At 67.7% G+C, this 26,159-nt stretch carries 22 protein-coding genes; 14 read left to right on the top strand and 8 right to left on the bottom strand.

Annotated features, from left to right (window positions below; genetic code table 11):
* Nucleotides 1-172: 172 nt before the first annotated feature.
* The 6 genes from bamA to lpxB all read left to right on the top strand — a co-directional run bounded on the left by bamA (nucleotide 173) and on the right by lpxB (nucleotide 7,380).
* Nucleotides 173-2,674: an outer membrane protein assembly factor BamA gene (gene bamA / locus ABLE93_RS08425; RefSeq protein WP_348839243.1), complete on the top strand. Its 2,502-nt coding sequence runs from the start codon at nucleotides 173-175 to the stop codon at nucleotides 2,672-2,674.
* A 170-nt stretch (nucleotides 2,675-2,844) separates the two neighbouring features.
* On the top strand, nucleotides 2,845-3,945 hold the full coding sequence (lpxD, locus tag ABLE93_RS08420) for a UDP-3-O-(3-hydroxymyristoyl)glucosamine N-acyltransferase (protein WP_348839242.1): 1,101 nt from the start codon (nucleotides 2,845-2,847) through the stop codon (nucleotides 3,943-3,945).
* On the top strand, nucleotides 3,942-4,454 hold the full coding sequence (fabZ, locus tag ABLE93_RS08415; protein ID WP_348839241.1) for a 3-hydroxyacyl-ACP dehydratase FabZ: 513 nt from the start codon (nucleotides 3,942-3,944) through the stop codon (nucleotides 4,452-4,454). The genes lpxD and fabZ overlap by 4 nt, the downstream gene beginning before the upstream one ends.
* On the top strand, nucleotides 4,454-5,260 hold the full coding sequence (lpxA, locus tag ABLE93_RS08410) for an acyl-ACP--UDP-N-acetylglucosamine O-acyltransferase (protein ID WP_348839240.1): 807 nt from the start codon (nucleotides 4,454-4,456) through the stop codon (nucleotides 5,258-5,260). Before fabZ ends, lpxA begins: the two co-directional genes overlap by 1 nt.
* 3 nt (nucleotides 5,261-5,263) lie before the next feature.
* Nucleotides 5,264-6,187 (top strand): LpxI family protein, encoded by a 924-nt coding sequence (locus tag ABLE93_RS08405; RefSeq protein ID WP_348839238.1) that lies wholly within the window; start codon nucleotides 5,264-5,266, stop codon nucleotides 6,185-6,187.
* On the top strand, nucleotides 6,184-7,380 hold the full coding sequence (gene lpxB, locus ABLE93_RS08400) for a lipid-A-disaccharide synthase (protein ID WP_348839237.1): 1,197 nt from the start codon (nucleotides 6,184-6,186) through the stop codon (nucleotides 7,378-7,380). Before ABLE93_RS08405 ends, lpxB begins: the two co-directional genes overlap by 4 nt.
* Nucleotides 7,381-7,466: 86 nt before the next feature.
* Here lpxB and gltA read toward each other — a convergent pair whose 3' ends face one another.
* The 4 genes from gltA to ABLE93_RS08380 all read right to left on the bottom strand — a co-directional run bounded on the left by gltA (nucleotide 7,467) and on the right by ABLE93_RS08380 (nucleotide 13,130).
* A complete protein-coding gene (gene gltA, locus ABLE93_RS08395; RefSeq protein WP_348839235.1) occupies nucleotides 7,467-8,777 on the bottom strand; it encodes a citrate synthase in 1,311 nt (436 codons plus the stop codon).
* Between the two features lie 186 nt (nucleotides 8,778-8,963).
* Nucleotides 8,964-9,593, bottom strand: coding sequence for a molybdenum cofactor guanylyltransferase MobA (mobA, locus tag ABLE93_RS08390; protein ID WP_348839234.1), 630 nt, complete (start codon nucleotides 9,591-9,593; stop codon nucleotides 8,964-8,966).
* Nucleotides 9,594-9,715: 122 nt separating this feature from the next.
* Nucleotides 9,716-12,418 carry a glycosyltransferase gene (locus ABLE93_RS08385; RefSeq protein ID WP_348839233.1) on the bottom strand — a complete coding sequence of 901 codons (2,703 nt, stop codon included), beginning with the start codon at nucleotides 12,416-12,418 and terminating at the stop codon, nucleotides 9,716-9,718.
* Nucleotides 12,419-12,653: 235 nt separating this feature from the next.
* Nucleotides 12,654-13,130, bottom strand: coding sequence for a hypothetical protein (locus ABLE93_RS08380; protein WP_348839231.1), 477 nt, complete (start codon nucleotides 13,128-13,130; stop codon nucleotides 12,654-12,656).
* Between the two features lie 238 nt (nucleotides 13,131-13,368).
* Here ABLE93_RS08380 and ABLE93_RS08375 point away from each other — a divergent pair, with 238 nt between their 5' ends.
* Nucleotides 13,369-14,994: a glycoside hydrolase family 17 protein gene (locus ABLE93_RS08375; RefSeq protein WP_348839229.1), complete on the top strand. Its 1,626-nt coding sequence runs from the start codon at nucleotides 13,369-13,371 to the stop codon at nucleotides 14,992-14,994.
* On the opposite strand, the gene ABLE93_RS08370 is transcribed toward ABLE93_RS08375, so the two are convergent.
* The 3 genes from ABLE93_RS08370 to parC all read right to left on the bottom strand — a co-directional run bounded on the left by ABLE93_RS08370 (nucleotide 14,954) and on the right by parC (nucleotide 19,565).
* On the bottom strand, nucleotides 14,954-15,352 hold the full coding sequence (locus ABLE93_RS08370) for a hypothetical protein (RefSeq protein ID WP_348839227.1): 399 nt from the start codon (nucleotides 15,350-15,352) through the stop codon (nucleotides 14,954-14,956). The genes ABLE93_RS08375 and ABLE93_RS08370 overlap by 41 nt on opposite strands.
* Before the next feature lie 175 nt (nucleotides 15,353-15,527).
* Nucleotides 15,528-17,318: a chloride channel protein gene (locus ABLE93_RS08365; protein ID WP_348839225.1), complete on the bottom strand. Its 1,791-nt coding sequence runs from the start codon at nucleotides 17,316-17,318 to the stop codon at nucleotides 15,528-15,530.
* 9 nt (nucleotides 17,319-17,327) lie between these two features.
* On the bottom strand, nucleotides 17,328-19,565 hold the full coding sequence (gene parC / locus ABLE93_RS08360; RefSeq protein ID WP_348839223.1) for a DNA topoisomerase IV subunit A: 2,238 nt from the start codon (nucleotides 19,563-19,565) through the stop codon (nucleotides 17,328-17,330).
* Nucleotides 19,566-19,870: 305 nt separating this feature from the next.
* Between parC and ABLE93_RS08355 the strand changes: the two genes are divergently transcribed.
* Complete coding sequence (locus tag ABLE93_RS08355) at nucleotides 19,871-20,128, top strand: hypothetical protein (RefSeq protein WP_348839221.1); 258 nt, start codon at nucleotides 19,871-19,873, stop codon at nucleotides 20,126-20,128.
* Here the strand turns inward: ABLE93_RS08355 and recO are convergent, their stop codons facing one another.
* Nucleotides 20,129-20,851 carry a DNA repair protein RecO gene (recO, locus tag ABLE93_RS08350; RefSeq protein ID WP_348839219.1) on the bottom strand — a complete coding sequence of 241 codons (723 nt, stop codon included), beginning with the start codon at nucleotides 20,849-20,851 and terminating at the stop codon, nucleotides 20,129-20,131.
* Between the two features lie 117 nt (nucleotides 20,852-20,968).
* Here recO and ABLE93_RS08345 point away from each other — a divergent pair, with 117 nt between their 5' ends.
* The 6 genes from ABLE93_RS08345 (at nucleotide 20,969) to ABLE93_RS08320 (ending at nucleotide 26,022) form a co-directional block, all read left to right on the top strand.
* Nucleotides 20,969-21,283 carry an FtsB family cell division protein gene (locus ABLE93_RS08345; protein WP_348839217.1) on the top strand — a complete coding sequence of 105 codons (315 nt, stop codon included), beginning with the start codon at nucleotides 20,969-20,971 and terminating at the stop codon, nucleotides 21,281-21,283.
* Nucleotides 21,284-21,444: 161 nt separating this feature from the next.
* Nucleotides 21,445-22,455, top strand: a complete 1,011-nt coding sequence (pdhA, locus tag ABLE93_RS08340) for a pyruvate dehydrogenase (acetyl-transferring) E1 component subunit alpha (RefSeq protein ID WP_348839215.1) — start codon at nucleotides 21,445-21,447, stop codon at nucleotides 22,453-22,455.
* Nucleotides 22,456-22,466: 11 nt separating this feature from the next.
* Nucleotides 22,467-22,823: a hypothetical protein gene (locus ABLE93_RS08335; RefSeq protein ID WP_348839214.1), complete on the top strand. Its 357-nt coding sequence runs from the start codon at nucleotides 22,467-22,469 to the stop codon at nucleotides 22,821-22,823.
* A gap of 5 nt (nucleotides 22,824-22,828) precedes the next feature.
* Entirely contained in the window at nucleotides 22,829-24,226 is a 1,398-nt protein-coding gene (locus ABLE93_RS08330) for a pyruvate dehydrogenase complex E1 component subunit beta (RefSeq protein ID WP_348839212.1), read from the top strand.
* Between the two features lie 12 nt (nucleotides 24,227-24,238).
* Entirely contained in the window at nucleotides 24,239-25,642 is a 1,404-nt protein-coding gene (locus ABLE93_RS08325) for a pyruvate dehydrogenase complex dihydrolipoamide acetyltransferase (protein ID WP_348839210.1), read from the top strand.
* 143 nt (nucleotides 25,643-25,785) lie between these two features.
* Nucleotides 25,786-26,022, top strand: a complete 237-nt coding sequence (locus tag ABLE93_RS08320; protein ID WP_348839209.1) for an HP1242/YdcH family protein — start codon at nucleotides 25,786-25,788, stop codon at nucleotides 26,020-26,022.
* The last annotated feature ends 137 nt before the right edge of the window (nucleotides 26,023-26,159 follow it).

Here is a 26,159-nt window from a genome sequence, read left to right as displayed (position 1 = left end):
AGCGGGCAACGGTCTCCGGAAAAGGGCAGGCTTCGGCCGCGGTTCGGTTTGCACCTGCGGTAAAAGCCTGTACAAGCGGCATCGCAGGGTGAGAATCCGTCCCTGTGCCCGGGCAGTTGTCCGGCAAGGGCGACGGGTTCGAGAACAACGAAATTTCAAGGTTGCGCACCATATGACTGCTCCGCTTCGAGTGCTGAGAAATCTGGCCGCCGCCCTGGGTCTCGCCGTGTGCGTCACCGGCGCGACGGTGGCCGGGTCCCTCATTGTGGCGGCTCCGGCCGCGGCGCAGTCCAGTTCCATCGTGGTGGAAGGCAACCGTCGCGTGGATTCGGATACCATCCGGTCCTATTTCGGCTCCGGTCCCTACACGCCCGGCAAGATCGACGAAGCCTGGAAGGCGCTCTACGGCACCGGTCTCTTCTCCGACGTGCAGATCTCCCAGTCCGGCGGCCGCATCGTGGTGCGCGTGGCCGAGAATGAGGTCATCACCCGCGTCGTCTTCGAGGGCAATCGCAAGCTCAAGGACGAGGTGCTGGAGGGCGAGGTTCAGTCCAAGCCGCGCGCCCCGCTCAACAGGTCTACCGTTCAGGCCGACACCCAGCGCATCATCGAGGTCTACCGGCGCTCCGGCCGCAGTGACGTGCGGGTCAATCCGGTCACCATCGACCGTGGCAATGGCCGCGTGGATCTGGTGTTCGAGATCACCGAGGGCGACAAGACCGGCATCAAGGACATCAAGTTCGTCGGCAACAAGGCCTTCGGCGACTGGAAGCTGCGCGATGTCATTTCGACCACGCAGACCAACTGGCTGTCGTTCCTCAAGTCCACGGACGTCTATGACCCGGACCGGGTCAATTCGGACCAGGAATTGCTGCGCCGCTTCTATCTGAAGAACGGCTACGCCGACTTCCGCATCATCGCGGCCACAGCAGAGGTGGATCCGGCGGGCGGCGGCTACATCCTAACCTTCACTCTGGATGAGGGCGAGCAGTACCGCTTCGGCAAGGTCGACGTGGTGTCCAACATCCGCGACGTGTCGGGTGACTCCCTGCGGCGCGGATTGCGGGCCCAGGAAGGCCAGATCTACAACGCCGAGCTCGTGGAGAAGTCGGTCGAGAACCTCACCATCGAGGTGTCGAAGAGCGGCTATGCCTTCGCTCAGGTCCGTCCCCGCGGTGACCGCGACTTCGAGCAGAAGCGCATCAACGTGGTGTTCATGGTCGAAGAAGGCCCGCGGGTTTACATCGAGCGCATCGACATCCGTGGCAACACCCGCACCCGCGACTTCGTCATCCGCCGTGAGTTCGATATCGGCGAAGGCGATGCCTACAACCGCGTGCTGGTGGACCGCGCCGAGCGCCGTCTGCGCAATCTCGGCTACTTCAAGACCGTCAAGATTGCCACCGAGCCGGGCTCCGCTCCGGATCGCGTGATCCTGGTGGTGGACGTGGAAGATCAGCCCACGGGCGAGTTCGCCGTCTCCGGCGGCTACTCGACCTCGGACGGCGTCATCGGTGAAATCTCGCTGGGTGAGAAGAACTTCTTGGGCCGCGGCCAGTATGTGAAGGTCTCCGGCACCCTCGGCCAGAACTCGCAGGGCGCGGAATTCTCCTTCACCGAGCCCTACTTCCTCGGCTATCGCCTCGCGGCCGGCTTCGACCTGTACTGGAAGGAGACGCAGACCACGAGCTACACGCCCTACGGCACCAACACGATTGGCGGTGGCCTGCGCTTCGGCCTGCCCATCACCGACGAGGTGACGCTGGCGCTGCGCTACAACCTCTACCAGCGCGAAATTGAGCTGTGTGACGACTACACCGCCACGGCGGCTTATTACTCCTACTGCCTCGACTCCATCTCTTGGGCTATCCGCGACGCTGCTTTCCAGGGCGCGACGGTGACCTCGGCGCTTGGTTACACGTTGTCGTTCAACTCGCTCGACAACAACCTGAACCCCACCCAGGGCTTCTATGCTGAGCTGAAGCAGGACTTCGCGGGCGTAGGCGGTGACGTCAACTTCATTCGCACCACCGGTGACATCCGCCACTACACGCCCCTCTACGGCGACAGCGTCCTCATCCTGCGCGGCCAAGCCGGCTACGTGTCCTCATGGGGCGGCGATCAACTGGACGTGCTCGACAATTTCTATATGGGCCCGAACCTCGTGCGCGGCTTCGCCCCGTCCGGTATTGGCCCTCGCGACATTGCCCCTTGCGCAGCGTCGAACAAGGGCACGCCGATCTGGTACAATTGCGTTGAAGGCGAGACCAACGCGCTCGGTGGCACCACCTACTGGGGCGTCTCGGCCGAAATCCAGTTCCCCTTCACCTTCCTGCCCAAGGACATCGGCATGAAGGGCGCGATCTTTGCGGACGCCGGCTCGCTGTTCGATTACGGCGGACCGACGAAGTTTCCGGCCGTGCCCAAGTGGGACAAGGACAACTATTATGGCAATCCGAACCTGGTAAATTGCTCGGGTGTCCAATCGTCCAAGACGTGGGGTTACAACAACGTCTGCGTCTTTGACGACAACGCCATCCGCTCCTCGGTCGGCGTCAGCCTGATCTGGCAGTCGCCCTTCGGTCCTCTGCGGTTCGACTACGCGTGGGTCCTCTCGCAGGCGACCTACGACCAGACCCAGGCGTTCCGCTTCTCCGGCGGCACCCGCTTCTGATCCTGCGCGGGCATTAGTCCGCGGCCGCGACCTTCCGAATGCCTTCCCGGCGCATTGCGTCGGGAAGGCATTCTGGTTAATGGCTGGGGTGCGTTTCACGCCGCGAGCCGGCTTTCCCCTCGCTCGAAAGCGCTCCTGCTGACCCCTCCGGCGCCCGAGCATCGTCTTCCATGAGCCACGACCTCTTCTTTCCGCTGCCCGAGCCGATGACCCTCGCGGAAATCGCCAGCGTTTCCGGCGCGCGGATCGCCGCGGCCTCCGCCGAGGAGGAGGCGCTTTTCGGTGCCCGACGCATCCGCGGCCTCGGAACGCTCGAGACCGCCGGTCCGGACGAGCTCGCCTTCTGCGACACCTTTCTCTTCGCCGAAAAGCTCGGCTCGGTCCGAGCCGGCGCGGTCATCACCTCGGAGCGCTTCGCCGCCAAGGCGCCCGCCGGGCTGCCGCTGCTCATCGCTGGCCGTCCGGCCGCGGCCTTCCTCGCCGTGTCCCGGCGCATGTTCCCGGCGGCGCTCCGGCCCCTCCCCATCTTCGGCCATGAGGGCGTCGCGCCGGGTGCGCAGGTCCATCCCAAGGCGCGGCTGGAGGATGGGGTGACGGTGGATCCCGGCGCGGTCATCGGTCCGGGTGCGGAGATCGGCGCGGGTAGCGTCATCTGTGCCGGCGCCATCATCGGTCCCCATGTGCGCATCGGGCGCGGGTCGACGGTTGGTCCCGGCGCCAGCATCGTGCACGCTTATGTCGGGAACGGCGTCATCATCCACGCCGGCACGCGCATCGGGTGCGACGGCTTCGGCTATCAGCCAAGCCCGGCGGGTCATGTGAAGGTGCCGCAGCTCGGTCGCGTCGTGATCCAGGATCAGGTCGAGATCGGCGCGAATACCACCATCGACCGGGGCGCACTCACGGATACGGTGATCGGCGAAGGGACCAAGATCGACAATCTGGTGCAGATCGCCCACAACGTCGTGCTCGGGCGCCATTGCATCATCGTTTCCCAGACTGGAATCTCCGGCTCCACCACGCTCGGCGACTTCGTGATGCTTGGCGGGCAGGTGGGCGTGGTGGGCCACGTCACCATCGGCGCCGGCACGCAGATTGCCGCGTCGAGCAACGTGAAGGGTGACGTTCCTCCCGGCGTGCGCTGGGGCGGATCGCCGGCGAAGCCGGTGCGCGAGTGGTTCCGCGAGGTGACGACGCTGAAGCGCCTCGCCGCCGCCAGCGCCCGCCGCGGCAGGGATGACGACGAGGAAGGGGAAGGATCGCAGGAATGACGCAAACCACGCTCGAGGGTGGGGCCGCAACCATCGCGGCCGGTGACGCCGAGACGCCCAAGGCGCTCGGTAGCGCGGACATCCTGAAGGTGCTCGCCTGCCTGCCCCACCGCTATCCGATGCTGATGGTCGACCGGGTCGAGCAGATCGACGCCGACCTCTCCTGCGTCGGCATCAAGAACGTCACGGCCAATGAGCCCCACTTCCTCGGCCACTTCCCGGGCAATCCGGTGATGCCGGGCGTCCTCATCATCGAGGGCATGGCGCAGACCGCGGGCGTGGTCTGCGTGCTGGGCAAGGAAAACAAGGAGAAGCCGTCGCTGGTCTATTTCATGACCATCGACGAGGCCAAGTTCCGCCGCCCGGTGATGCCCGGCGATGTGCTCGAATACCATATGACCCGCATCAGCCGCCGCCGCAACATGTGGTGGTATCGCGGCGAGGCCAAGGTGCGCGGCGAATTGGTGGCCGAGGCCAAGGTCGGCGCCATGATCGTGGAGAACAGCTAGTGGCGAAGATCGACCCCACCGCCCGGGTGGAGAACCCGGCGGGGCTCGCGGATGATGTGGAGATCGGTCCCTACGCCATCATCGGTCCGGACGTGGTGCTCGAAGGCGGGGTGAAGATCCACGGTCTGGTCAACATCCAGGGTGCCACCACCATCGGTGCGCGCACGGAAGTGTTTTCCTTCGCCTCCCTCGGCACGCCGCCCCAGTCGGTGCATTACAAGGGCGAGCGCACGGAGCTGAAGATCGGCGCCGGATGTGTCATCCGGGAACACGCCACGGCGAGCACGGGCACGGCGGGCGGCGGCGGCATCACCCGCATCGGCAACGGTGTGATGATGATGACCGGATCCCACGTGGGCCACGACTGCACCGTGGGCGACCAGGTGGTGTTCGCCAACAATGCCGTGCTTGGCGGGCATGTGAGCGTGGGGGACTTCACCTTCCTCGGCGGCCAATGCGCCGTGCATCAGTTCACCCGCATCGGCGCCCAATGCATGATCTCCGGCCTCACCGGCGTGCGCGAGGACGTGATCCCCTTCGCCAACGTGCTTGGCCAGGCCGGCAAGCTTGTGGGCCTCAATGTGGTGGGCATGAAGCGGCGCGGCTACAGCAAGTCGGACCTGCACGCCGCCCGCGCCGTCTATCGCGACCTGTTCTTCGGCGAGGGCACGTTTGACGCGCGGCTCGACAAGGTTCGGGACATGGCCGGCCAGTCTTCCTTCGCTGCCGCCGTGATCGACTTCATCGACGCCGACCGCAAGCGCCCGATCTGCCAGCCGGCGCGAGGCGTCATCAAGGAGGATTGAGCCTTGGGCCTTCCGGGGGATGACGGGCAAGGGCGGACGAAGGGTCCGGTCCCCAGTCCGTGCGACGCCCCGGCCGCCCGTGGTCCGCGGGGACCGCTCGGCATCGTCGCCGGCAGCGGCGCGTTTCCTGCGGCCGTGGCCGAGGCCGCAGCGGCCGAGGGGCGGGAGGTGATCTTCTTCCTGATCCGAGGCTTCGCTGATCCGGCGCTGGAGCGCTTTCCCCACCAGTGGTTTCGCCTCGGCTCGCTCGGGCGGGTTACCAGCTGGGCGCGGGCGCTCGGTGTGCGCGAGGTGGTGATGGTTGGCGGCCTCACGCGGCCACGGCTGTCCGACCTTGGTCTCGACTGGACCATGCTGCGCCTGCTGCCGCGTATCGCGCGGCTGTTCCGTGGCGGCGACAATCATCTGCTTTCTGGCGTTCTGGGGCTCGTGGCCGAACAGGGGTTTACCCTCGTTGGCGCCCACGAAGTGGCGCCCCGTCTGCTGCTGCCCGAGGGGGTGCTCGGCGCCCGGCTCCCATCGGCCCAGGACCGCGTCGACCTGGCGCGGGGGCTCGATCTGATCCGGACGCTCGGTCCATTCGACGTGGGGCAGGGGGTGATCGTGGTGGACGGCCTCGTCGCCGCGGTGGAGGCGGCGGAGGGCACCGACCAGATGCTCGCCCGATACGGCGAGATGCGCCGTTCCGGCCGGCTGCGGTTCCCGGCGCGCCGCGGCGTGCTGGTGAAGGCGCCGAAGCCCGGCCAGGATCGGCGGGTGGATTTGCCGTCCCTCGGTCCGAAGACCGTGGAGCGAGCGGCCGAGGTAGGGCTCGCCGGTATCGCCTTCGAGGCGGGCGGCGCGATCGTGCCGGATGCGCAGGCCCTTGTGGCCGCTGCGGATGCCGCCGGCCTGTTCGTTATCGGCATCGCGGAGACGACAGCGTGAGCGACGTGGCAGCCACGCACCCGCCGCGGGTGTTCATCGTCGCGGGCGAGGAATCCGGCGATCAGCTGGGCGGAGCCTTGATGGAAGCGCTCGCGGCCAGGGCGCCGGGCGCGACCTTCCGCGGGGTCGGGGGCGGTCGCATGGCGGGTGCGGGGCTGCACAGCCTCTATCCCATGGAGGACCTCACCGCCATCGGCATCGCCGCCGTACTCGGAAAGCTGCCCACCATCCTGCGCCGTCTGCGGGAGACGGTGGAGGCGGTGCTGGCCGACCCGCCAGACGTACTGGTGCTGGTGGATGCGCCGGATTTCACTCACCGGGTGGCGGCGCGGGTACGGGCGCGCAACCGCGACATTCCCATCGTGAAATACGTCTCGCCCACCGTTTGGGTATGGCGGCCGGGCCGTGCGCCGGCCATGCGGCCTTATGTGGATGCGCTTTTGGCGCTGCTGCCGTTCGAGCCCGAGGTGCACCGTCGGCTGGGAGGTCCGCCGACCTTCTATGTGGGCCATCCCCTGCTGGAGCGCCTCGACGCGTTGCGGCCTGATGCCAATGAGGCGGCGCGACGGCGGGCAGATCCGCCGCTGGTTCTGGTGCTGCCCGGCAGCAGGCGGCGCGAGATCGTGCGTCTCGGGGTGGACTTCGGCGCCGCCCTCGCCGCCGTGGGCCGCCGTCACGAAATGGAACTGGTGCTGCCCACGCTGCCCCGGCTGGAGGGGCTGGTGCGCGAGACCATCGCCGATTGGCCGCTGAAGCCGCGTGTCGTTACCTCGGAGCGCGAGAAGCTCGCCGCCTTCCGCTCTGCGCGCGCGGCGCTGGCTGCATCCGGCACCGTGACGCTTGAACTTGCCCTTGCGGGCATTCCCCATGTGGCCGCCTATCGCATCGGCTGGCTTGAGGCGCAGATCGGGCGGCGGGTGCTGAAGGGGACCACGGTGATCCTCGCCAATCTGGTGGCGGGGGAGAATGTGGTGCCGGAGTTCCTGCAGGAATACTGCACTGTGCCGGCGCTGACCGACGCCCTCGGCAAGCTCCTGTCGGATACGCCTGAGCGGGCGCGGCAGGAGGCAGCCTTTGCCAGCTTCGATGGCATCTTCGGGATCGCGGGGCCAAGCCCGAGCGAGCGGGCAGCCGAGGTCGTGCTGCGCCTTGCCCGGGACGGCCGCGCCGCCGCCCTGCCGCCGCCCGTCTGAGCGTACCGCCTCTTCTGAACGACGCCGAAACGAAAAACGCGGCCCGAAGGCCGCGTTCTCGTCAATCGTCTTTGGTGGTCAGACGCTCACTTGCGCTTGGACATGGCGATGTAGTCGCGCTGGGCGGCGCCGGTGTAGAGCTGGCGGGGACGGCCAATGCGCTGGCCCGGATCCTCGATCATTTCCTTCCACTGGCCGATCCAGCCCACGGTGCGGGCGAGGGCGAACAGCACGGTGAACATGGTGGTGGGGAAGCCCATCGCCTTCAGCGTGATGCCCGAGTAGAAGTCGATGTTGGGATAGAGCTTCTTCTCGATGAAATAGTCGTCCGAGAGGGCGATGCGCTCCAGCTCCACGGCGACGTCGAGCAGCGGATCGTCCTTGATGCCGAGCTCGTTGAGAACCTCGTGGCAGGTCTGCTGCATGATCTTGGCGCGCGGATCGTAATTCTTGTAGACCCGGTGGCCGAAGCCCATGAGGCGGAACGGATCGTTCTTGTCCTTGGAGCGCTTGATGTACTCCGGGATGCGATCCACCGAGCCGATCTCGGCCAGCATCTTGAGGGCCGCCTCGTTGGCGCCGCCATGGGCGGGGCCCCACAGGCAGGCAATGCCGGCGGCGATGCAGGCGAAGGGATTGGCGCCGGAGGAGCCGGCGAGGCGCACCGTGGAGGTGGACGCATTCTGCTCGTGGTCGGCATGGAGGATGAAGATCCGGTCCATCGCCTTCGAGAGGATCGGATTGACCTTGTATTCCTCGCACGGCACCGCAAAGCACATGCGCAGGAAGTTCGACGTATAGTCGATATCGTTCTTGGGATAAACGAACGGCTGGCCGATCGAATACTTATAGGCCATTGCCGCCAGCGTCGGCATCTTCGCGATCATGCGGATGGATGCGATCAGGCGCTGGGTCGGGTCAGAAATATCGGTCGAGTCGTGATAGAAGGCGCTGAGCGCTCCCACCGACGCAACCATGATGGCCATGGGATGAGCGTCACGGCGGAAACCCTGGAAGAACCGGGTCATCTGCTCGTGAACCATCGTATGGCGGGTGACGGAATCGTCGAACTCCGCCTTCTGCGCGGCGGTCGGCAGCTCGCCGTACAGCAGCAGATAGCAGGTCTCGAGGAAGTCGCCGTGCTCGGCCAGCTGCTCGATGGGATAGCCGCGATAGAGCAGGACGCCTTCGTCACCGTCGATATAGGTGATCTTGCTCTCGCAGGAGGCCGTGGAAGTGAAGCCGGGGTCGAAGGTGAACATCCCGGTCTGGCCATAGAGCTTGGAGATGTCGACCACGTCGGGGCCAATGCTGCCCTCGTGGATCGGCAGATCCCAGCTCTTCTCCCCCAAGCTAAGCTTGGCGGCTTTCGCGCCGGTGTTGGTGGTGGCGTCCATGGATCCCTCATCCTTGTGCGCGGACAGACCCGGATGTCGGCGGGTGCCCGGAGGTGGCGGTCCGGTTGCCCGAGCGGCAAGTCTCCGAGCGGCAAGTCCGTCTCCGCTCCGGCATCTTCGCGAATGCGAAGCCGCCGTCGTGCAGTCCTAAACCCTCCCCATTCCTGCCGCAAGCATGACCATGCTTCATTGCCGGGCAGAGAGGCGAATCTCTGCAATGGCAAGGTCTTCCGGCGTGTTCACGTTAAAGAACGGGTCGTTTAGGTTACTGTCCCAGACCACTGTTACGGCGTTTAGGGCGTCGAGGAAAAGCCCGACTTTAAGCCGTCCCTCCTTCAGGCTCTCTTGCAGCGCGGCGAGAACCGTGGCCGGCCAGACGGCGATGACCGGATGGCGCTGGCCGCCGGATCCGGCGCAGACCACGCCGCCCGTCTCGCTGTGTCTGTCGGCCAGCCGCCGCACGAGGTCCATGGGGAGGAAGGGTGTATCGGCGGCGACGCTGACGAGGAAGGCGGCAGGGGCTGTGCGCGCCAGATACTCCAGCCCCGCGGCGACCCCGGCGAGCGGTCCCGGATGGCCGGGAACGGGATCGGGGATCAAAGGGAGTCCAAAGGCGGCGTAGTCATCGGATGGGCCGTTGACGTTGAGCAGGAGCTGGCCCGCCTGCGGCCGCATGCGGTCGATCACATGGGAGAGCAGCGGCTGGCCGCCGAGATGAACCAGCGGCTTCTGAGGCGCGCCCTGGGCGGGGGAGTCCATGCGCCGGCCGAGACCGCCGGCAAGGATGAGGACGGGGGGCGGAGCAGGGATGATCATGCCCCTGTTTTAGGTCGGCGCAGCCGGCGGGGAAATCTCCGTCTGAGACGTCAGAGGCCGCGAGGGAGCGGACAAGAAAACGCCCGGCACGGGCCGGGCGCTTTTATCGGGATGGGTTTGGTTCAGTCGGCCACGGCCGGGGGAGGGCTGAGGCCGAGCCGGCGGGGCAACGCGGCGAGCCGGGCGCTGACCGCCCGCCACAGGGCGAAGTCATTGAAGCGTGAGGGCTCGAAGGCGCCGATCAGGGCTGCCGCCACGAACGGCAGGCTCTGCACCATCAGCGCAACGCCATAGAGGTTGATCTCGCGGATGTGGCGCCAGTCGTTCTTGGTCAGCGCCACGCCGGGCATATTATTCAGCACCAGCAGTCCAATGCCGGCGAGCAGCAACAGGATGCCGATGCTGGCTTCCGGCAGCGCCGGGAAGGAGCGCGCCGCGCCGGCGAGCCAGTTGTTGCCCTTGGCCGTGCGGGCGAAGGCGAGATCCTTGTAGCGGAAGCCGTCAAGCACCGCCTTCGCCACCGTGAACTGTACCGCGCTCGCCGCCACCGCAGCTCCCACCATGCGCATGGGCGTGGTGGCCACTCGCAGACGGTAGAGGCTGATGAAATGCAGCACGTAGACGACGAAGGTGGCGATGATCGGCAACGTCAGCACGTGCGCCGGAACGGACACGCCGAACAGAAGCACGAAGGGCACGAAGGCGAGGGAGGCCGCCGCAACCAATGCGCCCACCGATTCCGACCCGAGCCATGAGATCCAGCCGAGCACGAAATGGCGCTTCTGGGCGGTGGTCAGGCGCGAGCGGCCGGGCAGAAAGCGGCGCCAGTGCTTCTTGATGATCTGGAACCCGCCGTAGGCCCACCGATGGCGCTGCTTCTTGAACGCCTCGAACGAGTCGGGCAGCAGGCCATAGCCGTAGCGCTTGCGGGTGTAATGGGTCTTCCAGCCGTTCTCGGCGATGGAGAGGCCGAGGTCGGTATCCTCGCAGATGGTGTCGGACGACCAGTTTCCGGCCTCCATCATCGCCGCGCGGCGGATGAGGCACATGGTGCCGTGCACGACGATCGCGTCGTCCTCATTGCGCTGCACCATGCCGATGTCGAAGAAGCCGGCATATTCGGCGTTCATGGCTTCGTGCAGCGGGCTGCGGACGGCGTCGCGATGGTCCTGCGGTGCCTGGACGAGGCCGACGGTCGGGTCTTCGAACACCGGCACGAGATCCTTCAGCCAGTCGGGCGTGACCACATAGTCGGCGTCGATCACGCCAATGATCTCGGCGTCGGGGGCGGTCGCCTCAAGCGCGATGCGCAGGGCGCCGGCCTTGAAGCCCGAGACCTTCTCCGCATTGATGAACTTGAAGCGCTCGCCCAAGAGCTCGCAATGGGCGCGCACCGGCTCCACCATCGCCGGGTCCGGCGTGTTGTTGACGATGATGATGGCCTCGAAGTTCGGATACTCAAGGCGCGCCAGGGCATCGATGGTCTGCTTCAGCATCTCCGGCGGCTCGCGATAGGCGGGCACGTGGATGGACACCTTGGGGAAGCGCGAGGGTGCAGCGGGCTTCTGCGCCTCCACCAGACGGCGCGGGCCGCGGCCGAACGCGACCGCCGCCAGCTCCTCGATGCGGTAGAGCAGCACGAAGACGAGGGGCACGAGCATGACCACGCTCAACGTGAGGGTGACATAGTCGCCGCCCGTGACGTAGTGGTTGAGCCAGTAGTCGACAACCAGAGCGAGCCACGCGGCAACCCCGCTCGCGGAGGCGGCGAGCACGAAGCCCTGCGAAACCGAGAGGTCGCGCATGCGCAGCAGCGGCAGGGTCAGTAATACGCCGAGCAGGAGCGCGAGAGTGGCGGTCTGGTTGTAGGTCTTCTCGAAGATCGGTCCGGTCAGGGGGAATTTCAGCGTACGGTCGGCGTCGAACATGCCCCAATACTGGCCGACCGAGCCTTCGTTCTGCTTCTTCGGCAGGTCGAAAGCTTCGATGATATTGTACTCAATTCCAAGAGCGTCGGCGCGGGCGACGAAGTCGCGGATGATCTTCGCCTGCTCCATCGGTCCGGGGACGGCGGCGCCGCGGTTATATCCGTGCGAGGGCCAGCCGAACTCGCCGATCACGATGCGCTTGCCGGGGTAGGCGGCGCGCAAGCGGTTGTAGGCATTGATGGTGTAGTCCACCACCTGGTCGGCCGGCACGTCCTCCCAGTAGGGCAGGATATGAGCGAGGATGAAGTCCACCGACGAGGCAAGCTCGGGGGTGGCGAGCCAGGTGTTCCAGATTTCACCCGTGGTTACCGGCACGTTCACCTGCCGCTTCACCTTCCGGATCAGCGCTGCCAGTTCGGATTCCTGCATGTCGCCGCGCAACATGGTCTCGTTGCCGACCACCACGGCCTCGACGTTGCGGTTCTGCTTGGCAACCTGCACCACGTTCTCGAGCTCGCGCTCATTGCCGGCCTTCGCCTTCGGGATCACGACGCCCGAGGAATCGGTTTCCTTGTTCAGCCAGGCGCCGGCGGTGACGCGGATGCCCTGCTCGCCCGCGATGGGGGCGATCAGCTCCTTGCCGTTGGTCGAAGAGTAGGTGCGCACGCCGCGGGTGTAGGGGGCGACGGTTGCCATGTCCGAGCGCACCTGCGCCGCATTGGTCGGGGCTTCGCCCTCGGGGCTCATGTGCCGGCCGAAGGGGGCGAAGGACAGGCTCTGGAAGCGGTCCGTGATGTTCGGAGCGCTGGCCTCGGGACGCAAGGATAGCCACATCGCGGCGTGGAACGAGGTCACAACCGCAATGACCGCTGCCGCAGCAGCAAGACCGGGACGCATGGCGATGCCCACCCAATGAGGGGAAGTCGAAACTCGAACGCTGGCTTAGGGCGAGGAGTTCCAGAAGACTTTACGAGGGCACGCTTTCGACCTGCCCCAAGGTCGGCACCGCGGCGTTAACCATATGTTTACGCTGCAATGCATCGAGAGACTAACACTCTCGGGAACGGAGATAAATCCCGATCGTGGCGCCTCTTCGACGCCGCTGCGTCATGCCCGTGTTCCGGCCATGATCTTATTGTTGCGCTGCGCCCTGGGCGGCCGGCTGGGCCGGCGCGAGAACGTAGTCGGGATTGACCCAGCACTGCTGAACGCGCCCGCCCAGACGCTCCTGGGTCTTGGGGTCGATGTTGCCCTGCCGGACGAGGCAGCGGAAAGCCAGCTTCAGATGCTCAGTCGGGCAGCCGAACCGCTCGTACATGTCGAGGTGCCGGCGGGCGGTGTCGATGTCGTCGCGCCACAGGAGTGCGGCGATCCGCCGCCCGGTCCATACGCATTCGGGCAGACCGGCGGTGCCGGGCAGCTTCGCCGCCTCGTTGAACTCCTCCACCGACCGACGCTGCGCCTCCTGCGCGGCCTTCTGCTCCGGGGTCAGCTGCTCCGCCGGCGGGGTCTGACCCTGCGGCTGGGATTGGGCTGCAGCCGGCGCGGCGCAGGCGAGGGCGATGGCGGCCGCGAGGAGCGGAAGTCGGAAGCGTTTCATGAGGGTCATGATCTCGAGAGTGGGCGGCGGGCGACGCGGCGACACGTTAGGAGAAGGCAGCGAATTTGTCAGCATGACGGCACCGGCGCGCCGTAAAAGACGTGACGGCATGATCCGATAGCGCGGCGCGCGAATGCCGTCCACACTCCCTCGCGGCCGCGCGCTTCCCCTGATGCGCCGAGGCTTCACACCGCCCGTCCAAGGCTCTATGTGGCGCGGGGGTTCTCTTCTGGCATCTGGAGCTTCGATGTCTTCCTTCGTGCGGCTGCCGCTGCTGCTCGCGATCCTGGTCTGCGGTCTCATCGCCGCCTTGTGGACCGTCGTCGGGCAACCGGTGGCCATGCCGCCCTCGCCGCTCGCGCCGGGGGAGAAGCTGCCCTGTGTGTCCTATGCGCCGTTCCGCGACGGGCAGTCCCCGTTCCAGAAGGGACTGACGATTCCGCCGGCGCAGATCGAGGAGGATTTCGCCCGCCTCGCCCCTCTCACGGCCTGCGTGCGCACCTATTCCATCGAGATGGGGCTCGACAAGGCGCCCGAGATCGCCCGCCGCCATGGCCTCTCCATGTTGCTCGGCATTTGGCTCGGTCCGGATGCCGATCGCAACCGCGTGGAGCTGGAGACCGGCATCCGCCTCGCGCGGGAAAATCCGGACGTGGTTAAGGCGGTGGTGGTGGGCAACGAGGTGCTGCTGCGGGGCGAGATGTCCGCCGCCGAGCTGGCCGGGGTCCTCGCTTCCGTGAAGCGTCAGGTGGGCGCGGTGCCCGTCACCTATGCCGACGTGTGGGAGTTCTGGGAGCGCAACAAGGGCCTCACCGAGAACGTGGACTTCGTCACCATCCACATCCTGCCTTATTGGGAGGACCTGCCGGTCTCGGCCGAAAAGGCCGGTCCCCACGTGGATGAGATCCGCCAGCGCATGGCCGAGGCCTTTCCCGGCAAGGAAATCCTGATCGGCGAGACCGGCTGGCCCAGCGCCGGCCGCATGCGCGAGGAAGCGCTGCCCTCGCCCTCCAACCAGGCGCTGGTGATGCACGACGTGGTCGCGCTGGCCAAGCGGCAGGGCTATCGCGTCAATGTCATCGAGGCCTTCGATCAGTCGTGGAAGCGGCGCAGCGAGGGCACGGTGGGCGGCCACTGGGGCCTGATCGATTCCGGCGACCGGGCGCCCAAGTTCGCCTGGGGCCAGCCGGTGGCCGACTATCCCCACTGGCTCATGCATATCGCGATGGGCATCGTAACCGTCGCAGTCGCCTTCGGCGCGGCCTTCGCGGCGGGACGCGGACGCGAGGGCGGGGTGACGCCCCGCGACTGGTATGCGGTCGCCGCCATCGCCCTGTTCGGAGGAGCGACCCTCGGCGCGGCCCTGTCGGCGCTGCCGCTGGAGAGCCTCGGTCCCGTGGGATGGTTGCGCAACGGCCTCATCTTCGCCGCCGCCGCCGCCAGCATGGTGGTGATGCCGGCGGTGATCGCCCGCGGGCAGGGCCTCGCGCCGGTGTCGGTGGCGCTCGATGCCCGGCGCTGGCCGGTGGCGACCCCCGCTGCCATTGCCGCCGCCGCGATGCTCGCCCTTGCCACGGCCGCGGTGGGCGCCGTGGCATTCGAGCTGGTGTTCGACCCGCGCTACAAGGATTTCCCGGTGTTCCCGCTCACGGCTCTCGTGGCGGCGGTGGCCGCGCCACTCCTGGTGCGGCGTGCCGACCGGGACGGCGCGAGCCTCGCCGAGCTCATCGCCATGTGGGGCTTGCTGGTGGCTGGAATTTACGTGCCGCTCAACGAGACGCTGGCCAATTGGCAGGCGGGGTGGTTCGGCGCGCTTTGCCTCGTGCTGGCCTTTACGCTGTGGCGGGTCCAGGCCGTGCAAAGGAGAGGATGAGCATCATCGCCGCCAGCGCACCGGCGATCTCGTTGTGGAACACCAGCGCGAAGCCGGCAAATACCGTTCCGACCGCGAAGGTCGCGACGCCCGGCGCCAGCAGCTGGATGAGCGCCACAACGAGGGCGACAGCGCCGAACACGTTCCACAGCGAGAGCGCGAGCACCGCCGCCCGTCCGTAGCAGCCGGCGCTCTCCAGCCCGGCCTCGCAGGCGAGCGCCACAAGGGTCGGCTCCACCACCATGTAACGCATGTAGAGCGCCCAACCCACGGCGCCCATGCCGAGGGGTATGAGCCAGTTGAGCGTGCGCGGGCCGGGACGGAAGAGCGGGCGCTCGGAATAGGGCAGGTTCGGCATCTGGCGTCGGTCTCCGGCGTCTCGGCACTGGCTCCTTAGGAGATGGCGCCGGCCGGGTCCAGAGGCAAGGCCGGGACCGGGCGGGGGAGGGGCAGCCGGGTCGACCCCCCTTCTTTTGTCGGGACCCCCATGCCTGCCCCCCAGCCGGGAAAAGACTCGGTCGCCGACGGCGAGGCTATTCCTCGGCGCCGAGGCCGCGCCGGGCTTTGTCCAGCTCCTCGGCATAGCGCTTCAGCGCATGCGCCTCGCCGAGCAGCCCGACGAACCGGCGGGTCGCGCGGTCCTCGACAACGGCAAGGTCCTCGGCGCGGGCGGCATCGAAGGCACCGGCCGCATCCTTCACCGTCATGGCGGGCAGGAGCATGTCGTCGGCGTGCGATGCGAGGTCGCCGGCCGGGGCGTCCGGCGGGGCTTCGGTGGCGTAGGCCTCGGCGAGCCGCACGAGCCCGCGATAGCCGCCTCCGTCATCCACCAGCACGATAATGCGTCGCGCGCCCAGAGGAAAAGCGGAGCGCAGCGCTCTCAGCGAGCCGGCGCTGGGAAAGGTCGCCGCGTCGGTGCGCATCATGGCGGCGACGGTGAGGTCGCGCATCCAGCCCACATCCTGCGCGCTACGGATGGTCTCGCCGCGCAGGTGCAACCTCCAGGTGGAGAAGGAATAGCCGAAGGTCTCGCGCACCGTGAGCGAGGTGACCACCGCCGCGGCCAGGACGTAGCCGGAGAGGGAGAGGTCGCGGGTCATCTCCAGCACCAGGAAGCTCATGGTCAGCGGCCCGCCGATGACTCCCACCGCCAGCGCGCCCATGCCCACCACCGCTACGACGGCGGGATCGAGATCGAGGGCGGGAAATGCGAAGGCGAGGGCGCCGCCATAGAGCTTGCCCATGAGCGCGCCGAGAAAGAGCGAGGCGAAGAACAGGCCGCCGCGGAAGCCCGAGCCGATGGAGAGGGCGGAGGCGAGGATTTTCAACACGAAGACGATGGCGACGGAAAGCGTCACCGCGCTTCCCACCTGCGCATGCAGGGCGCCGTGGCCGTCGGAGAGCACTTGCGGGCTGTAGAGCGCCAGTGCGCCGACGCCGAGGCCCGCCACCACCGGCCGGAGCGGGCCGGGGATGCCGCTCTTGCCGAACGCCCACTCCACCGACGTGACCAGCCGCATGATGACGATGGCAACGGCCGCCGCCACGAGGCCGAGGCCGAGCACGGGGAGGATGTCGAGCGGCGCGAGGTCGGCATGGAGGGGGAGGTGCAGCGGCTCCACGTGGGCGCCGAGGAGGCGGGCCGTCATGACCGCCGCCACCGTCGCGGCAAGCACCGGCGCCGCGGCGGGGATGGAATAGGTGCCGATGACGATCTCGAAGCCGTAGAAGGCGCCCATCAGCGGCGCGTCAAAGGCCGCCCCGATGCCCGCCGCTGCGCCGGCACCCACGAGGATGCGCAGGTCGTTGCGCCGCAGCTCAAACATGCGGCCGAGCCGCGAGCCGATGCCGGAGCCAATCTGGGAATAGCCGGCCTCGAGCCCCAGCGAGGCGCCGAAGCCGTTGGAGACCATGGTCTGGCCGGCAACGATGATGCTGTCGGTGAGCGACATGCGGCCGCCGTGCAGCGCATTGGCCTCGATGGGATCAACGAAGGCCCGCCGCCGCCAGCGGCGCAACGCCAGCGCGATCAGCCCCATCGCTGCGCCACCCGCCGCCGGCACCAGAATCAGCCAGGGGGAGGCGAGGGCGGCCGAGGAGGACAGGCGTTGGCCCTCCGGCAGTCCGAACAGCACCTCGTGCATCCATTGGGTGGTGAGGCTCATGACGCTCGCCGCGAGGCCCGCGAGGACGCCCATGACGGCGGCGATGAGCACGAGGCCGGTCTCACGCGTGCGCAGCGCGTCCCGCACCCGCGTCGCCAGGCTCACCCGCGCCGGCCCTGCGGGCGGCGGCCCGCCTCCGTCATTTGCGGTGGCGGGCATCGCCATAGCTCAGCCGAACGTGTTGGTCCGCGGGAACCCCTTGGGGGGCAGACGGCCCGCCGAGGCGCGCTCGCCCTGCCACTCCAGAAGGTCGGTGACTGTCCAGGTGCGGCCGGAGGTGTCCTCCCACGTCAGGCCCGAGGCCATGGGGAAGACCTTGAGGTCGGACAGGCCGCCCTCCTTGTAGCGCTGGAGGCGCACGCCGCGCCCGCGCGACATTTCCGGGACCTGATTGAGCGGGAACAGCAGGAGCTTGCGATTCTCGCCGATCACCGCCACCCAGTCGCCGTCCACGAAGCGCACCGCCAGGGCCGCGTCCGGCGGATCGGTGACGAGCACCTGCTTGCCCTTGCGGGTGTTGGCGAGGCATTCGTCCTCCGGCACCACGAAGCCGCGCGCCTGCTTCGACGCCACCAGCAGCTTGCGCCCGGCCTGATAGGCGAAGACGGAGACGATCTCCGCCTCCTGCTCCACGTCGATCATCAGGCGAAGCGGCTCGCCATGGCCGCGCCCGCCGGGGAGCTTGGCCGCATCCAGCGTGTAGAATCGCCCATTGGAGGCGAACACCATGACCTTGGAGGTGGTCTCGGCGAAGAAGGCGTGGCCGTGGCTGTCGTCGCCCTTGAACTGCAGGTTCGAGACATCCGCCACATGGCCCTTCAGCGTGCGGATCCAGCCCTTGGCGGAGACAACGACGGTGATGGGCTCGCGCTCCACCAGGGCCTCGGTGAAGGCGTCCTCGTGCACGGTGGGGGCGGCCGCGAAGGTGGTCCGGCGGCGGCCAAGGGCGGTGTCGGGGCCGTAGGTCTTGCGGGTGTCGCGGATTTCCTTGGCGATGGCCTTCCACTGTGCCGTCTCGGAGGCGACGAGGCGGTTGAGGCCGTCCTGTTCCTTGGTGAGGGCATCGTGCTCCTTGCGGATCTCCATCTCCTCAAGCCGGCGCAACGAGCGCAGCCGCATGTTGAGGATGGCTTCCGCCTGCACGTCGGTGAGCTCGAAGGTCGCCATGAGCGACACCTTCGGCTCGTCCTCCTCGCGGATGATGCGGATCACCTCGTCGAGGTTGAGATAGGCGACGAGGTAGCCGCCGAGCACCTCCAGCCGGTGGGCGATCTGGCTCAGCCGGTAGCGTGAGCGGCGCAGCAGCACGTCGCGGCGGTGGTCGAGCCATTCGCGCAGCGCCTCGGCCAGCGACAGCACCTTGGGGATCTGGCCCTTGACCAGCACGTTCAGGTTGAGCGGGATGCGCGCCTCAAGCTCGGTGAGCTTGAAGAGGCTCTCCATGAGCACCTCGGCATCCACCGTGCGGGCGCGCGGCTCCAGCACCAGGCGGATGTCCTCGGCGCTCTCGTCGCGGACGTCGGCGAGGAGCGGCAGCTTCTTGTCGGTGAGCAGCTCGGCGATCTTCTCCACGAGGCGCGATTTCGCGACGCCGTAGGGGATCTCGGTGACGACCACCACATAGGTGCCGCGCCCGGTCTCCTCCTTCTCCCAGCGCGCCCGCACGCGGAACGATCCGCGGCCGGTGGCATAGGCCTCCGCGACGCCGACCGGGTCCTCCACCAGCACGCCGCCGGTGGGGAAGTCTGGGCCGGGGACGAATTTCAGGAGGTCGAAGGCGAGGGCGTCCGGATGGTCGATGAGGTGGAGGGCGGCGTCGAGCAGCTCCGCCGCATTGTGAGGCGGGATGGAGGTGGCCATGCCCACCGCGATGCCCTGCGAGCCGTTGGCCAGCAGGTTGGGGAAGGCGGCCGGCAGCACCGCCGGCTCCTCCTCCGACCCGTCATAGGTCGGGCGGAAGTCCACCGCGTCCTCGTCGATACCGTCGAGCAGCAGGCGCGCCGTCTCGGTGAGGCGGGCCTCGGTATATCGCATGGCGGCGGCGTTATCGCCGTCCACATTGCCGAAATTGCCCTGGCCGTCGACGAGGGGATAGCGCTGGGCGAAATCCTGGGCGAGGCGCACCAGCGCGTCATAGACCGACTGGTCGCCGTGCGGGTGGAACTTGCCGATCACGTCGCCCACCACGCGCGCCGACTTCTTGAAGCCCTGGCCGGGATCGAGCCGCAGCTGGCGCATGGCGTGGAGGATGCGCCGATGCACCGGCTTCAGCCCGTCGCGGGCGTCCGGCAGGGCGCGGTGCATGATGGTCGAGAGGGCGTAGGCGAGGTAGCGCTCTTCCAGCGCATCCTTCAGCGTGACTTTCTCGATATGCCCGTCGCCGGGCGGCAAGGTGCGGGTCGCCATGCCCCCGCAGTAGCGCGCGCGTGGCCGGGCCACAAGTCGGAACGACGCCGCCCCGCCGGCTGCCCGCGCGGACGAGGCATTCATCAACCGGCCCGCAATAAGTCATGCCAATGCCGCGCGCATGAATGAACTGTTAACTGTGGAGCATTTCCTAGCGGAAATGCGGGTATCAATACCAGAATAAGCCACAATCTATGGTCGCAAAAGCACGCAGAATTTCCTCCGTGGAACAAAATCCCGCCCTGTCACCGTTTAAGCATCACAAGGCGGGGCGTGATTACGTTCACGTCAAGAGGAGAGGCAGCATGACGACGTTGGGTATTACGAAAGGCCTTGCGGCAGGTGGTATCATTGCAGTGGCGCTTCTTGGCGCCGTGCCGTCCGCTTCGGCCGGCTCGCTCGCCGGCTCCGCCGCCACCTTCGCCGGGCAGGCCCATGAGCAGGCCAAGGTGGAAGACGTGCGGTGGATCCGCCGCTGCGTGCAGGTGCGCCGCTGGTGGAACGGTCGCCCCCATTGGGTGACCCGGTGCAATCGGGTGTGGGTCGGTCCGCGCCGCTGGTGATCAGGCGCTTCTTCGGCGCCAGCTGGATAGAAACGCCGCGCGGGCTTCGGAAAATCCGAGCCCGCGCGGTTCCAGTGCACGGGTCAACAGGAAATGCCCCGTCATGGTGAGCGCGGCCTCCACGTCGGCGTCGCTCGATTCGCCGTACCCGACGAGGAAGGCGGGCAGCACGAAGAGCCTGTCGGCATAGGGCAGGCCCGCCTCGCGCGAGACCGCACGGCCGCTGCGCGGCGAGACATAGGCGAGATCGTCCCGCCGACCGGTGGCGGCACAGCTTTCCAGCTCCAGGCGAAATCCCAGCTCGGACAACACGGCGAGTTCGAACCGCGCCAGCAGCATGCCGGCTGTGGCCGGCGCCTCGAACGCGTCCAGGATCGCGCCCAGCGTCTCGAACAGGCCTTCGTGGGGATCGCGCTCGGGCAGGAGGTGCAGCAGTTGCGCCATGTGGGTGAAGCCGAAGGCGGCGTGGGGCGCGCGCATGAGTATGTCGGTGCGCACGACGGCCGGCTCCAGGGCATAATTGCCCATGTGCTCGTCGAGCCGTGCGCGCCACGTGGCGCTCACCGTGTTGCCGGGCTGGATCAACGGCGCCTGACGCCGCGAGGCACCGCCCCGCACCATGCCGAGATGGCGGCCACGGTGCCGCGTGAGCAGCTCGACGATGGCGTTGCCCTCGCCGTGGCGGCGGACGCCCAGCACGATTCCCTCGTCGGTCCACTCCACCTGCCGTTCACCCTCGTCTTCCCGCCGGACAGTTGAAGCCCGCGCGCCAAGCGATGGCAACCGCTTCCGGTCCGCGCTTTAAGATGGCGGAAACCGAAACCGGCGAGGATGCGGCGCATGCAAAGCCGCTCGCGCCTCCAGACCATCCTTGCCACCCTCGCCCTGCATGTGGGGGCGGCCGCGCTCATCGGCTACTTCGCCTATCACGCCTACAATGGCGACCATGGGCTGCTCGCCAAACGCAACTACGAGCAGGAGATGACGGCGCTGGAAGCGGAACTCGCGTCGCTCAAGGCGCAGCGCCAGGCGATCCAGAACAAGGTGTCGCTCCTCGCGCCCACGCAGCTCGATCCCGACATGCTGGACGAGGAGGGCCGGCGGCAGCTCAACTTCATCAATGCGAAGGATCTCGTGCTGCTTCGCACCAAATGAACTCATGTGCAGTTCATGACACTCTTGAACCATAATTGAGTTCAATTCAACGGAATCAAGCGTTTGCAACGTGTTGCGGTGCAGCACGGCGAATTTCCTGCTTTGAGGTGGCCTGCGGCTGCGCTAGAGAGGCGCAGTTCCAGAGCTTCCTGAGGACGCCGATGGCCGCCAAGAAAACCTCCCCCCGCGCCGCCGAGCCGGCCGGCCCGGTACCCTTCACCAAGGAACAGGACCTCCTCGCCTATCGCGAGATGCTGCTGATCCGCCGCTTCGAGGAGAAGGCGGGCCAGATGTACGGCATGGGCCTCATCGGCGGCTTCTGCCACCTCTACATCGGCCAGGAGGCCGTGGTGGTGGGCATGCAGATGGCCATGAAGCCCGGTGACCAGGTCATCACCGGCTACCGCGACCATGGCCACATGCTGTCCACCGGCATGGAAGCCCGGGGCGTGATGGCCGAGCTCACCGGCCGACGCGGCGGCCTATCCAAGGGCAAGGGCGGCTCGATGCACATGTTCAGCATCGAGAAGCAGTTCTTCGGCGGCCACGGCATCGTCGGCGCTCAGGTGTCGCTGGGCACCGGCCTCGCCTTCGCCGACCGCTACCGGGAGAACGGCAATGTCTCCGTCACCTATTTCGGCGACGGCGCGGCCAACCAGGGCCAGGTCTACGAGAGCTTCAACATGGCCGAGCTGTGGAAGCTGCCGGTCGTGTACGTGATCGAGAACAACAAGTACGCCATGGGCACGTCGGTCTCGCGCGCCTCGGCCCAGCAGGATTTCTCCAAGCGCGGCACCTCCTTCAACATCCCCGGCGAGCAGGTGGACGGCATGGACGTGCAGGCGGTGAAGGCCGCCGGCGAGCGCGCCCTCGCCTTCGCCCGCGAGGGCAACGGGCCCTATATCCTGGAGATGCAGACCTACCGCTATCGCGGCCACTCCATGTCGGATCCGGCGAAATACCGGTCCAAGGAGGAGGTGCAGAAGATGCGGACCGAGCACGATCCCATCGAGCAGGTGCGCACCCGCCTCCTCGAAGGCCACAAGGTCTCGGAGGACGAGCTGAAGAAGATCGACGCCGAGGTCCGCGAGATCGTCAACGAGGCGGCGGAGTTCGCCAGCCACGATCCCGAACCCGACGTCGCCGAGCTGTACACGGACGTGCTGCGCTGAAGGCGCCGGCTGTGGCCGACCTCTTCCACATTCTGGCGGGCATCGCCATTTTCGCCGCCATCGGCGCCTGGGCCGTCGCCGTGCGCGGCGGCCGCGCCGCCCTCGCCGCCGAACGGGCGGCGGGACGCAGCGTCGGCCCCGGGCGCATTGCTCTGCTTGTGCTGTGGCCCTTCGCCGTGCGGCGCACCGGACCCGAGCGCGATCTCGATGCCGTGCGCACCGGCAAGGCGGCCATCGCCTTCTTCGTTTCCGTCACCGTCGCGATCGCGGCCATCTCCGCCTACACCAACCTCACCTTCCAGCGCGACCATGCGGCCCCGGGCGGCGCCCCGCCGTCCGCCCCCGCTGGCGCCTCGAACAAGAGCTGACAGCCATGGCCATCGAGATCCTCATGCCGGCCCTGTCTCCCACCATGGAGAAGGGCAACCTCACCAAATGGGTGAAGAAGGAAGGCGACACGGTCAAATCCGGCGACGTGCTCGCCGAGATCGAGACCGACAAGGCCACCATGGAGGTGGAAGCCGTCGACGAGGGCATCCTCGGCAAGATCCTGGTGCCGGAAGGTTCGCAGGACGTGGCGGTCAACACCCCCATCGCCACCATCCTCGCCGACGGTGAGGATGCGAGCGCGGCGCCCGCCCCGGCCCCCGCTCCCAAGGCCGCCGAGAGCGCGCCGTCTCCGGTCGCCGATGCCGCGCCCGCCGCCGCCGCGACCCCCGCGCCGTCCGCCGTCGCGGCCCCGCCGCAGGTGGCGAGCCAGCCCGACCCGGAGGTACCGGCCGGCACCGAGTTCGTCACCCAGACCGTGCGCGAGGCCCTGCGCGATGCCATGGCCGAAGAGATGCGCCGCGACGGCGACGTCTTCGTCATGGGCGAGGAAGTGGCCGAGTATCAGGGCGCCTACAAGATCACCCAGGGCCTGCTGCAGGAGTTCGGCGCCCGCCGGGTCATCGACACTCCCATCACCGAGCACGGCTTCGCCGGCGTCGGGGTTGGCGCGGCCATGGCGGGGCTGAAGCCCATCGTCGAGTTCATGACGTTCAACTTCGCCATGCAGGCCATCGACCAGATCATCAATTCCGCGGCCAAGACGCTCTATATGTCGGGCGGGCAGGTGCACTGCTCCATCGTGTTCCGCGGCCCCAACGGCGCCGCCGCCCGCGTCGCCGCCCAGCACAGCCAGGATTACACCGCCTGGTACAGCCAGATCCCCGGCCTGAAGGTGATCGCGCCGTATACGGCGGCCGACGCCAAGGGCTTGCTGAAGGCCGCCATCCGCGATCCCAACCCCATCATCTTCCTGGAAAACGAGATCCTCTACGGCCACTCCTTCGAGGTGCCGAAGCTGGACGACTACGTGCTGCCCATCGGCAAGGCGCGGATCGCCCGCCCGGGCAAGGACGTGACCCTCGTCTCCTTCTCCATCGGCATGACCTATGCGCTCAAGGCCGCGGAAGAGCTGGCGAAGCAGGGCATCGAGGCGGAGGTCATCGACCTGCGCACTATCCGCCCCATGGACGTGGACGCCATTGTCGCCTCGGTGAAGAAGACCGGCCTCTGCGTGACGGTGGAAGAGGGTTGGCCGCAGTCCGGCATCGGCGCCGAGATCGCCGCCCAGCTGATGGACAAGGCGTTCGACTATCTCGACGCCCCGGTGCTGCGCGTCACCGGCAAGGACGTCCCCATGCCCTACGCCGCCAATCTCGAAAAGCTTGCCCTGCCGTCGGTCGCCGAGGTGATCGAGGCCGTGCGCGCCGTGACCTACAAGTGAGGAGCGGGAAAGATGCCCATCGAGATCCTGATGCCGGCCCTGTCTCCCACCATGGAGAAGGGCAACCTCGCCAAGTGGCTCAAGAAGGAAGGCGACACCGTCAAGTCCGGTGACGTGCTCGCCGAGATCGAGACCGACAAGGCAACCATGGAAGTGGAGGCGGTGGACGAGGGCGTCCTCGCCAAGATCCTGGTGCCCGAGGGCTCGCAGGACGTGCCGGTGAACCAGCTCATCGCCGTGCTCGCCGGCGAGGGGGAGGATGTGGCCGCCGCGGCTTCCGGCGCGGGGAAGGGCGGTGCCGCACCGGCGCCCGCCGCCGCTGCGCCCGCTGCGGCCCCGGCCGCTCCCGCTGCTCCTGCTGCTCCTGCTCCTGCTCCTGCGACTGCGGCCGCCGCGCCGAGCCCGGCCCCGGCCGCGGCACCGGTGTCCAATGGCCAGGCGGGCCGCGTCTTCGCCTCGCCTTTGGCGCGCCGCCTCGCCAAGGAGAAGGGCATCGAGCTCGGGGCGCTGTCGGGCTCCGGCCCGCACGGCCGCATCGTCGCCCGCGACCTGGAAGGCGCGCAGCCTGGCGCCAAGCCGGCGGCGGCGCCCGCGCCCGCGCCCGCGGCGGCGGCTCCGGCTCCTGCGACTGCGGCGGCGGCTCCCGCGCCCAAGGTGGCGGCGGCGCTCTCCGGTCCCACCGCGGACCAGGTGAAGGCCATGTTCGAGGCCGGCACCTACGAGGAAGTGCAGCTCGACGGCATGCGCAAGACCATCGCGCGCCGCCTGGTGGAGAGCGAGCAGCTCACCCCGCACTTCTATCTCACGGTGGATTGCGACCTCGACGACCTCATGGCCCTGCGCGAGCAGGTGAATGCCAACGCGTCGAAGGACAAGGACGGCAAGCCGGTCTACCGGGTGTCGGTCAACGACTTCATCATCAAGGCGCTGGCGCTGGCCCTGCAGAAGGTGCCCGCCGCCAACGCCGTGTGGGCCGAGGATCGCATCCTGCGCATGAAGCATTCCGACGTGGGCGTGGCGGTGGCCATCGACGGCGGCCTCTATGCGCCCATCGTGAAGAAGGCGGAGCAGAAGACCCTCTCCGCCATCTCCAACGAGATGCGCGACCTTGCCGCCCGCGCCCGCACCAAGAAGCTGAAGCCGGAGGAATATTCCGGCGGCTCCACCTCCGTCTCCAACCTCGGGATGATGGGGATGCGCAACTTCACCGCCATCATCAACGCGCCCCAGTCCTCCATCCTCGCGGTGGGCGCCTCGGAGCAGCGCGCGGTGGTGAAGGGCGGCGAGATCAAGATCGCCACCCAGATGACCGTCACCATGACCTGTGACCACCGGGTGATGGACGGCGCGCTGGGCGCCGAGCTGCTGAGCGCGTTCAAGGGCTTCATCGAGAAGCCCATGTCCATGCTGGTGTGAGCGGGCGGGCCTGAGCGCGAGGGCGTCGCGGCGCAGGTCTCGCGACCTCGCGCTGCGGCAGATCAAATCGCGCCGGGCTCTGCCGGTGTAGCAGCGGGGGCAGCGGCGCATCGCGCCGTCCGTCCCCGACGAGGAAGATAAAGATGAGCCACACGCCCCACGAGCTTGCCGCCGACTTCCCGGAATATGCCGAGAAGATCCAGGCGCTCAAAACCTCCGACGCCCATTTCGCCAAGCTGTTCGAGGCCTATCACGAGGTGAACCGGCAGGTGCACCGCGCCGAGACCGACGTGGAGCCCACCGGCGACGAGGAAATGGAAGCCATGCGCCGCGAGCGCATCAAGCTGAAGGACGAGCTCTACGCCATCCTCACCAAGTGAGCGGCTGAGGGGCCGGTTCTCGGCTCCCCGGACCGATCCACCCTCTCCCCGGTGGGGAGAGGGCAGGGTGAGGGGGGAGGGACGCCGGGTCGCGGCACGGTCTCCGACCCGGTCGGCGACACCCTCACTTGGCCTTC

The organism is Xanthobacter pollutisoli, from assembly GCF_040044995.1.
GTDB lineage: Bacteria > Pseudomonadota > Alphaproteobacteria > Rhizobiales > Xanthobacteraceae > Xanthobacter.
Note: the sequence above shows the minus strand (reverse complement) of the source record. Positions and strands in the feature narration are given on the sequence as shown.

What these genes read in the sequence shown, in the direction of transcription:
- bamA (WP_348839243.1), top strand. Translation starts at nt 173, where the DNA reads ATGACTGCTCCGCTTCGAGTGCTGAGAAATCTGGCCGCCGCCCTGGGT.
- lpxD (WP_348839242.1), top strand. Translation starts at nt 2,845, where the DNA reads ATGAGCCACGACCTCTTCTTTCCGCTGCCCGAGCCGATGACCCTCGCG.
- fabZ (WP_348839241.1), top strand. Translation starts at nt 3,942, where the DNA reads ATGACGCAAACCACGCTCGAGGGTGGGGCCGCAACCATCGCGGCCGGT.
- gltA (WP_348839235.1), bottom strand. Translation starts at nt 8,777, where the DNA reads ATGGACGCCACCACCAACACCGGCGCGAAAGCCGCCAAGCTTAGCTTG.
- mobA (WP_348839234.1), bottom strand. Translation starts at nt 9,593, where the DNA reads ATGATCATCCCTGCTCCGCCCCCCGTCCTCATCCTTGCCGGCGGTCTC.
- ABLE93_RS08385 (WP_348839233.1), bottom strand. Translation starts at nt 12,418, where the DNA reads ATGCGTCCCGGTCTTGCTGCTGCGGCAGCGGTCATTGCGGTTGTGACC.
- ABLE93_RS08380 (WP_348839231.1), bottom strand. Translation starts at nt 13,130, where the DNA reads ATGACCCTCATGAAACGCTTCCGACTTCCGCTCCTCGCGGCCGCCATC.
- ABLE93_RS08375 (WP_348839229.1), top strand. Translation starts at nt 13,369, where the DNA reads ATGTCTTCCTTCGTGCGGCTGCCGCTGCTGCTCGCGATCCTGGTCTGC.
- ABLE93_RS08370 (WP_348839227.1), bottom strand. Translation starts at nt 15,352, where the DNA reads ATGCCGAACCTGCCCTATTCCGAGCGCCCGCTCTTCCGTCCCGGCCCG.
- ABLE93_RS08365 (WP_348839225.1), bottom strand. Translation starts at nt 17,318, where the DNA reads ATGCCCGCCACCGCAAATGACGGAGGCGGGCCGCCGCCCGCAGGGCCG.
- parC (WP_348839223.1), bottom strand. Translation starts at nt 19,565, where the DNA reads ATGGCGACCCGCACCTTGCCGCCCGGCGACGGGCATATCGAGAAAGTC.
- ABLE93_RS08355 (WP_348839221.1), top strand. Translation starts at nt 19,871, where the DNA reads ATGACGACGTTGGGTATTACGAAAGGCCTTGCGGCAGGTGGTATCATT.
- ABLE93_RS08345 (WP_348839217.1), top strand. Translation starts at nt 20,969, where the DNA reads ATGCAAAGCCGCTCGCGCCTCCAGACCATCCTTGCCACCCTCGCCCTG.
- pdhA (WP_348839215.1), top strand. Translation starts at nt 21,445, where the DNA reads ATGGCCGCCAAGAAAACCTCCCCCCGCGCCGCCGAGCCGGCCGGCCCG.
- ABLE93_RS08330 (WP_348839212.1), top strand. Translation starts at nt 22,829, where the DNA reads ATGGCCATCGAGATCCTCATGCCGGCCCTGTCTCCCACCATGGAGAAG.
- ABLE93_RS08325 (WP_348839210.1), top strand. Translation starts at nt 24,239, where the DNA reads ATGCCCATCGAGATCCTGATGCCGGCCCTGTCTCCCACCATGGAGAAG.
- ABLE93_RS08320 (WP_348839209.1), top strand. Translation starts at nt 25,786, where the DNA reads ATGAGCCACACGCCCCACGAGCTTGCCGCCGACTTCCCGGAATATGCC.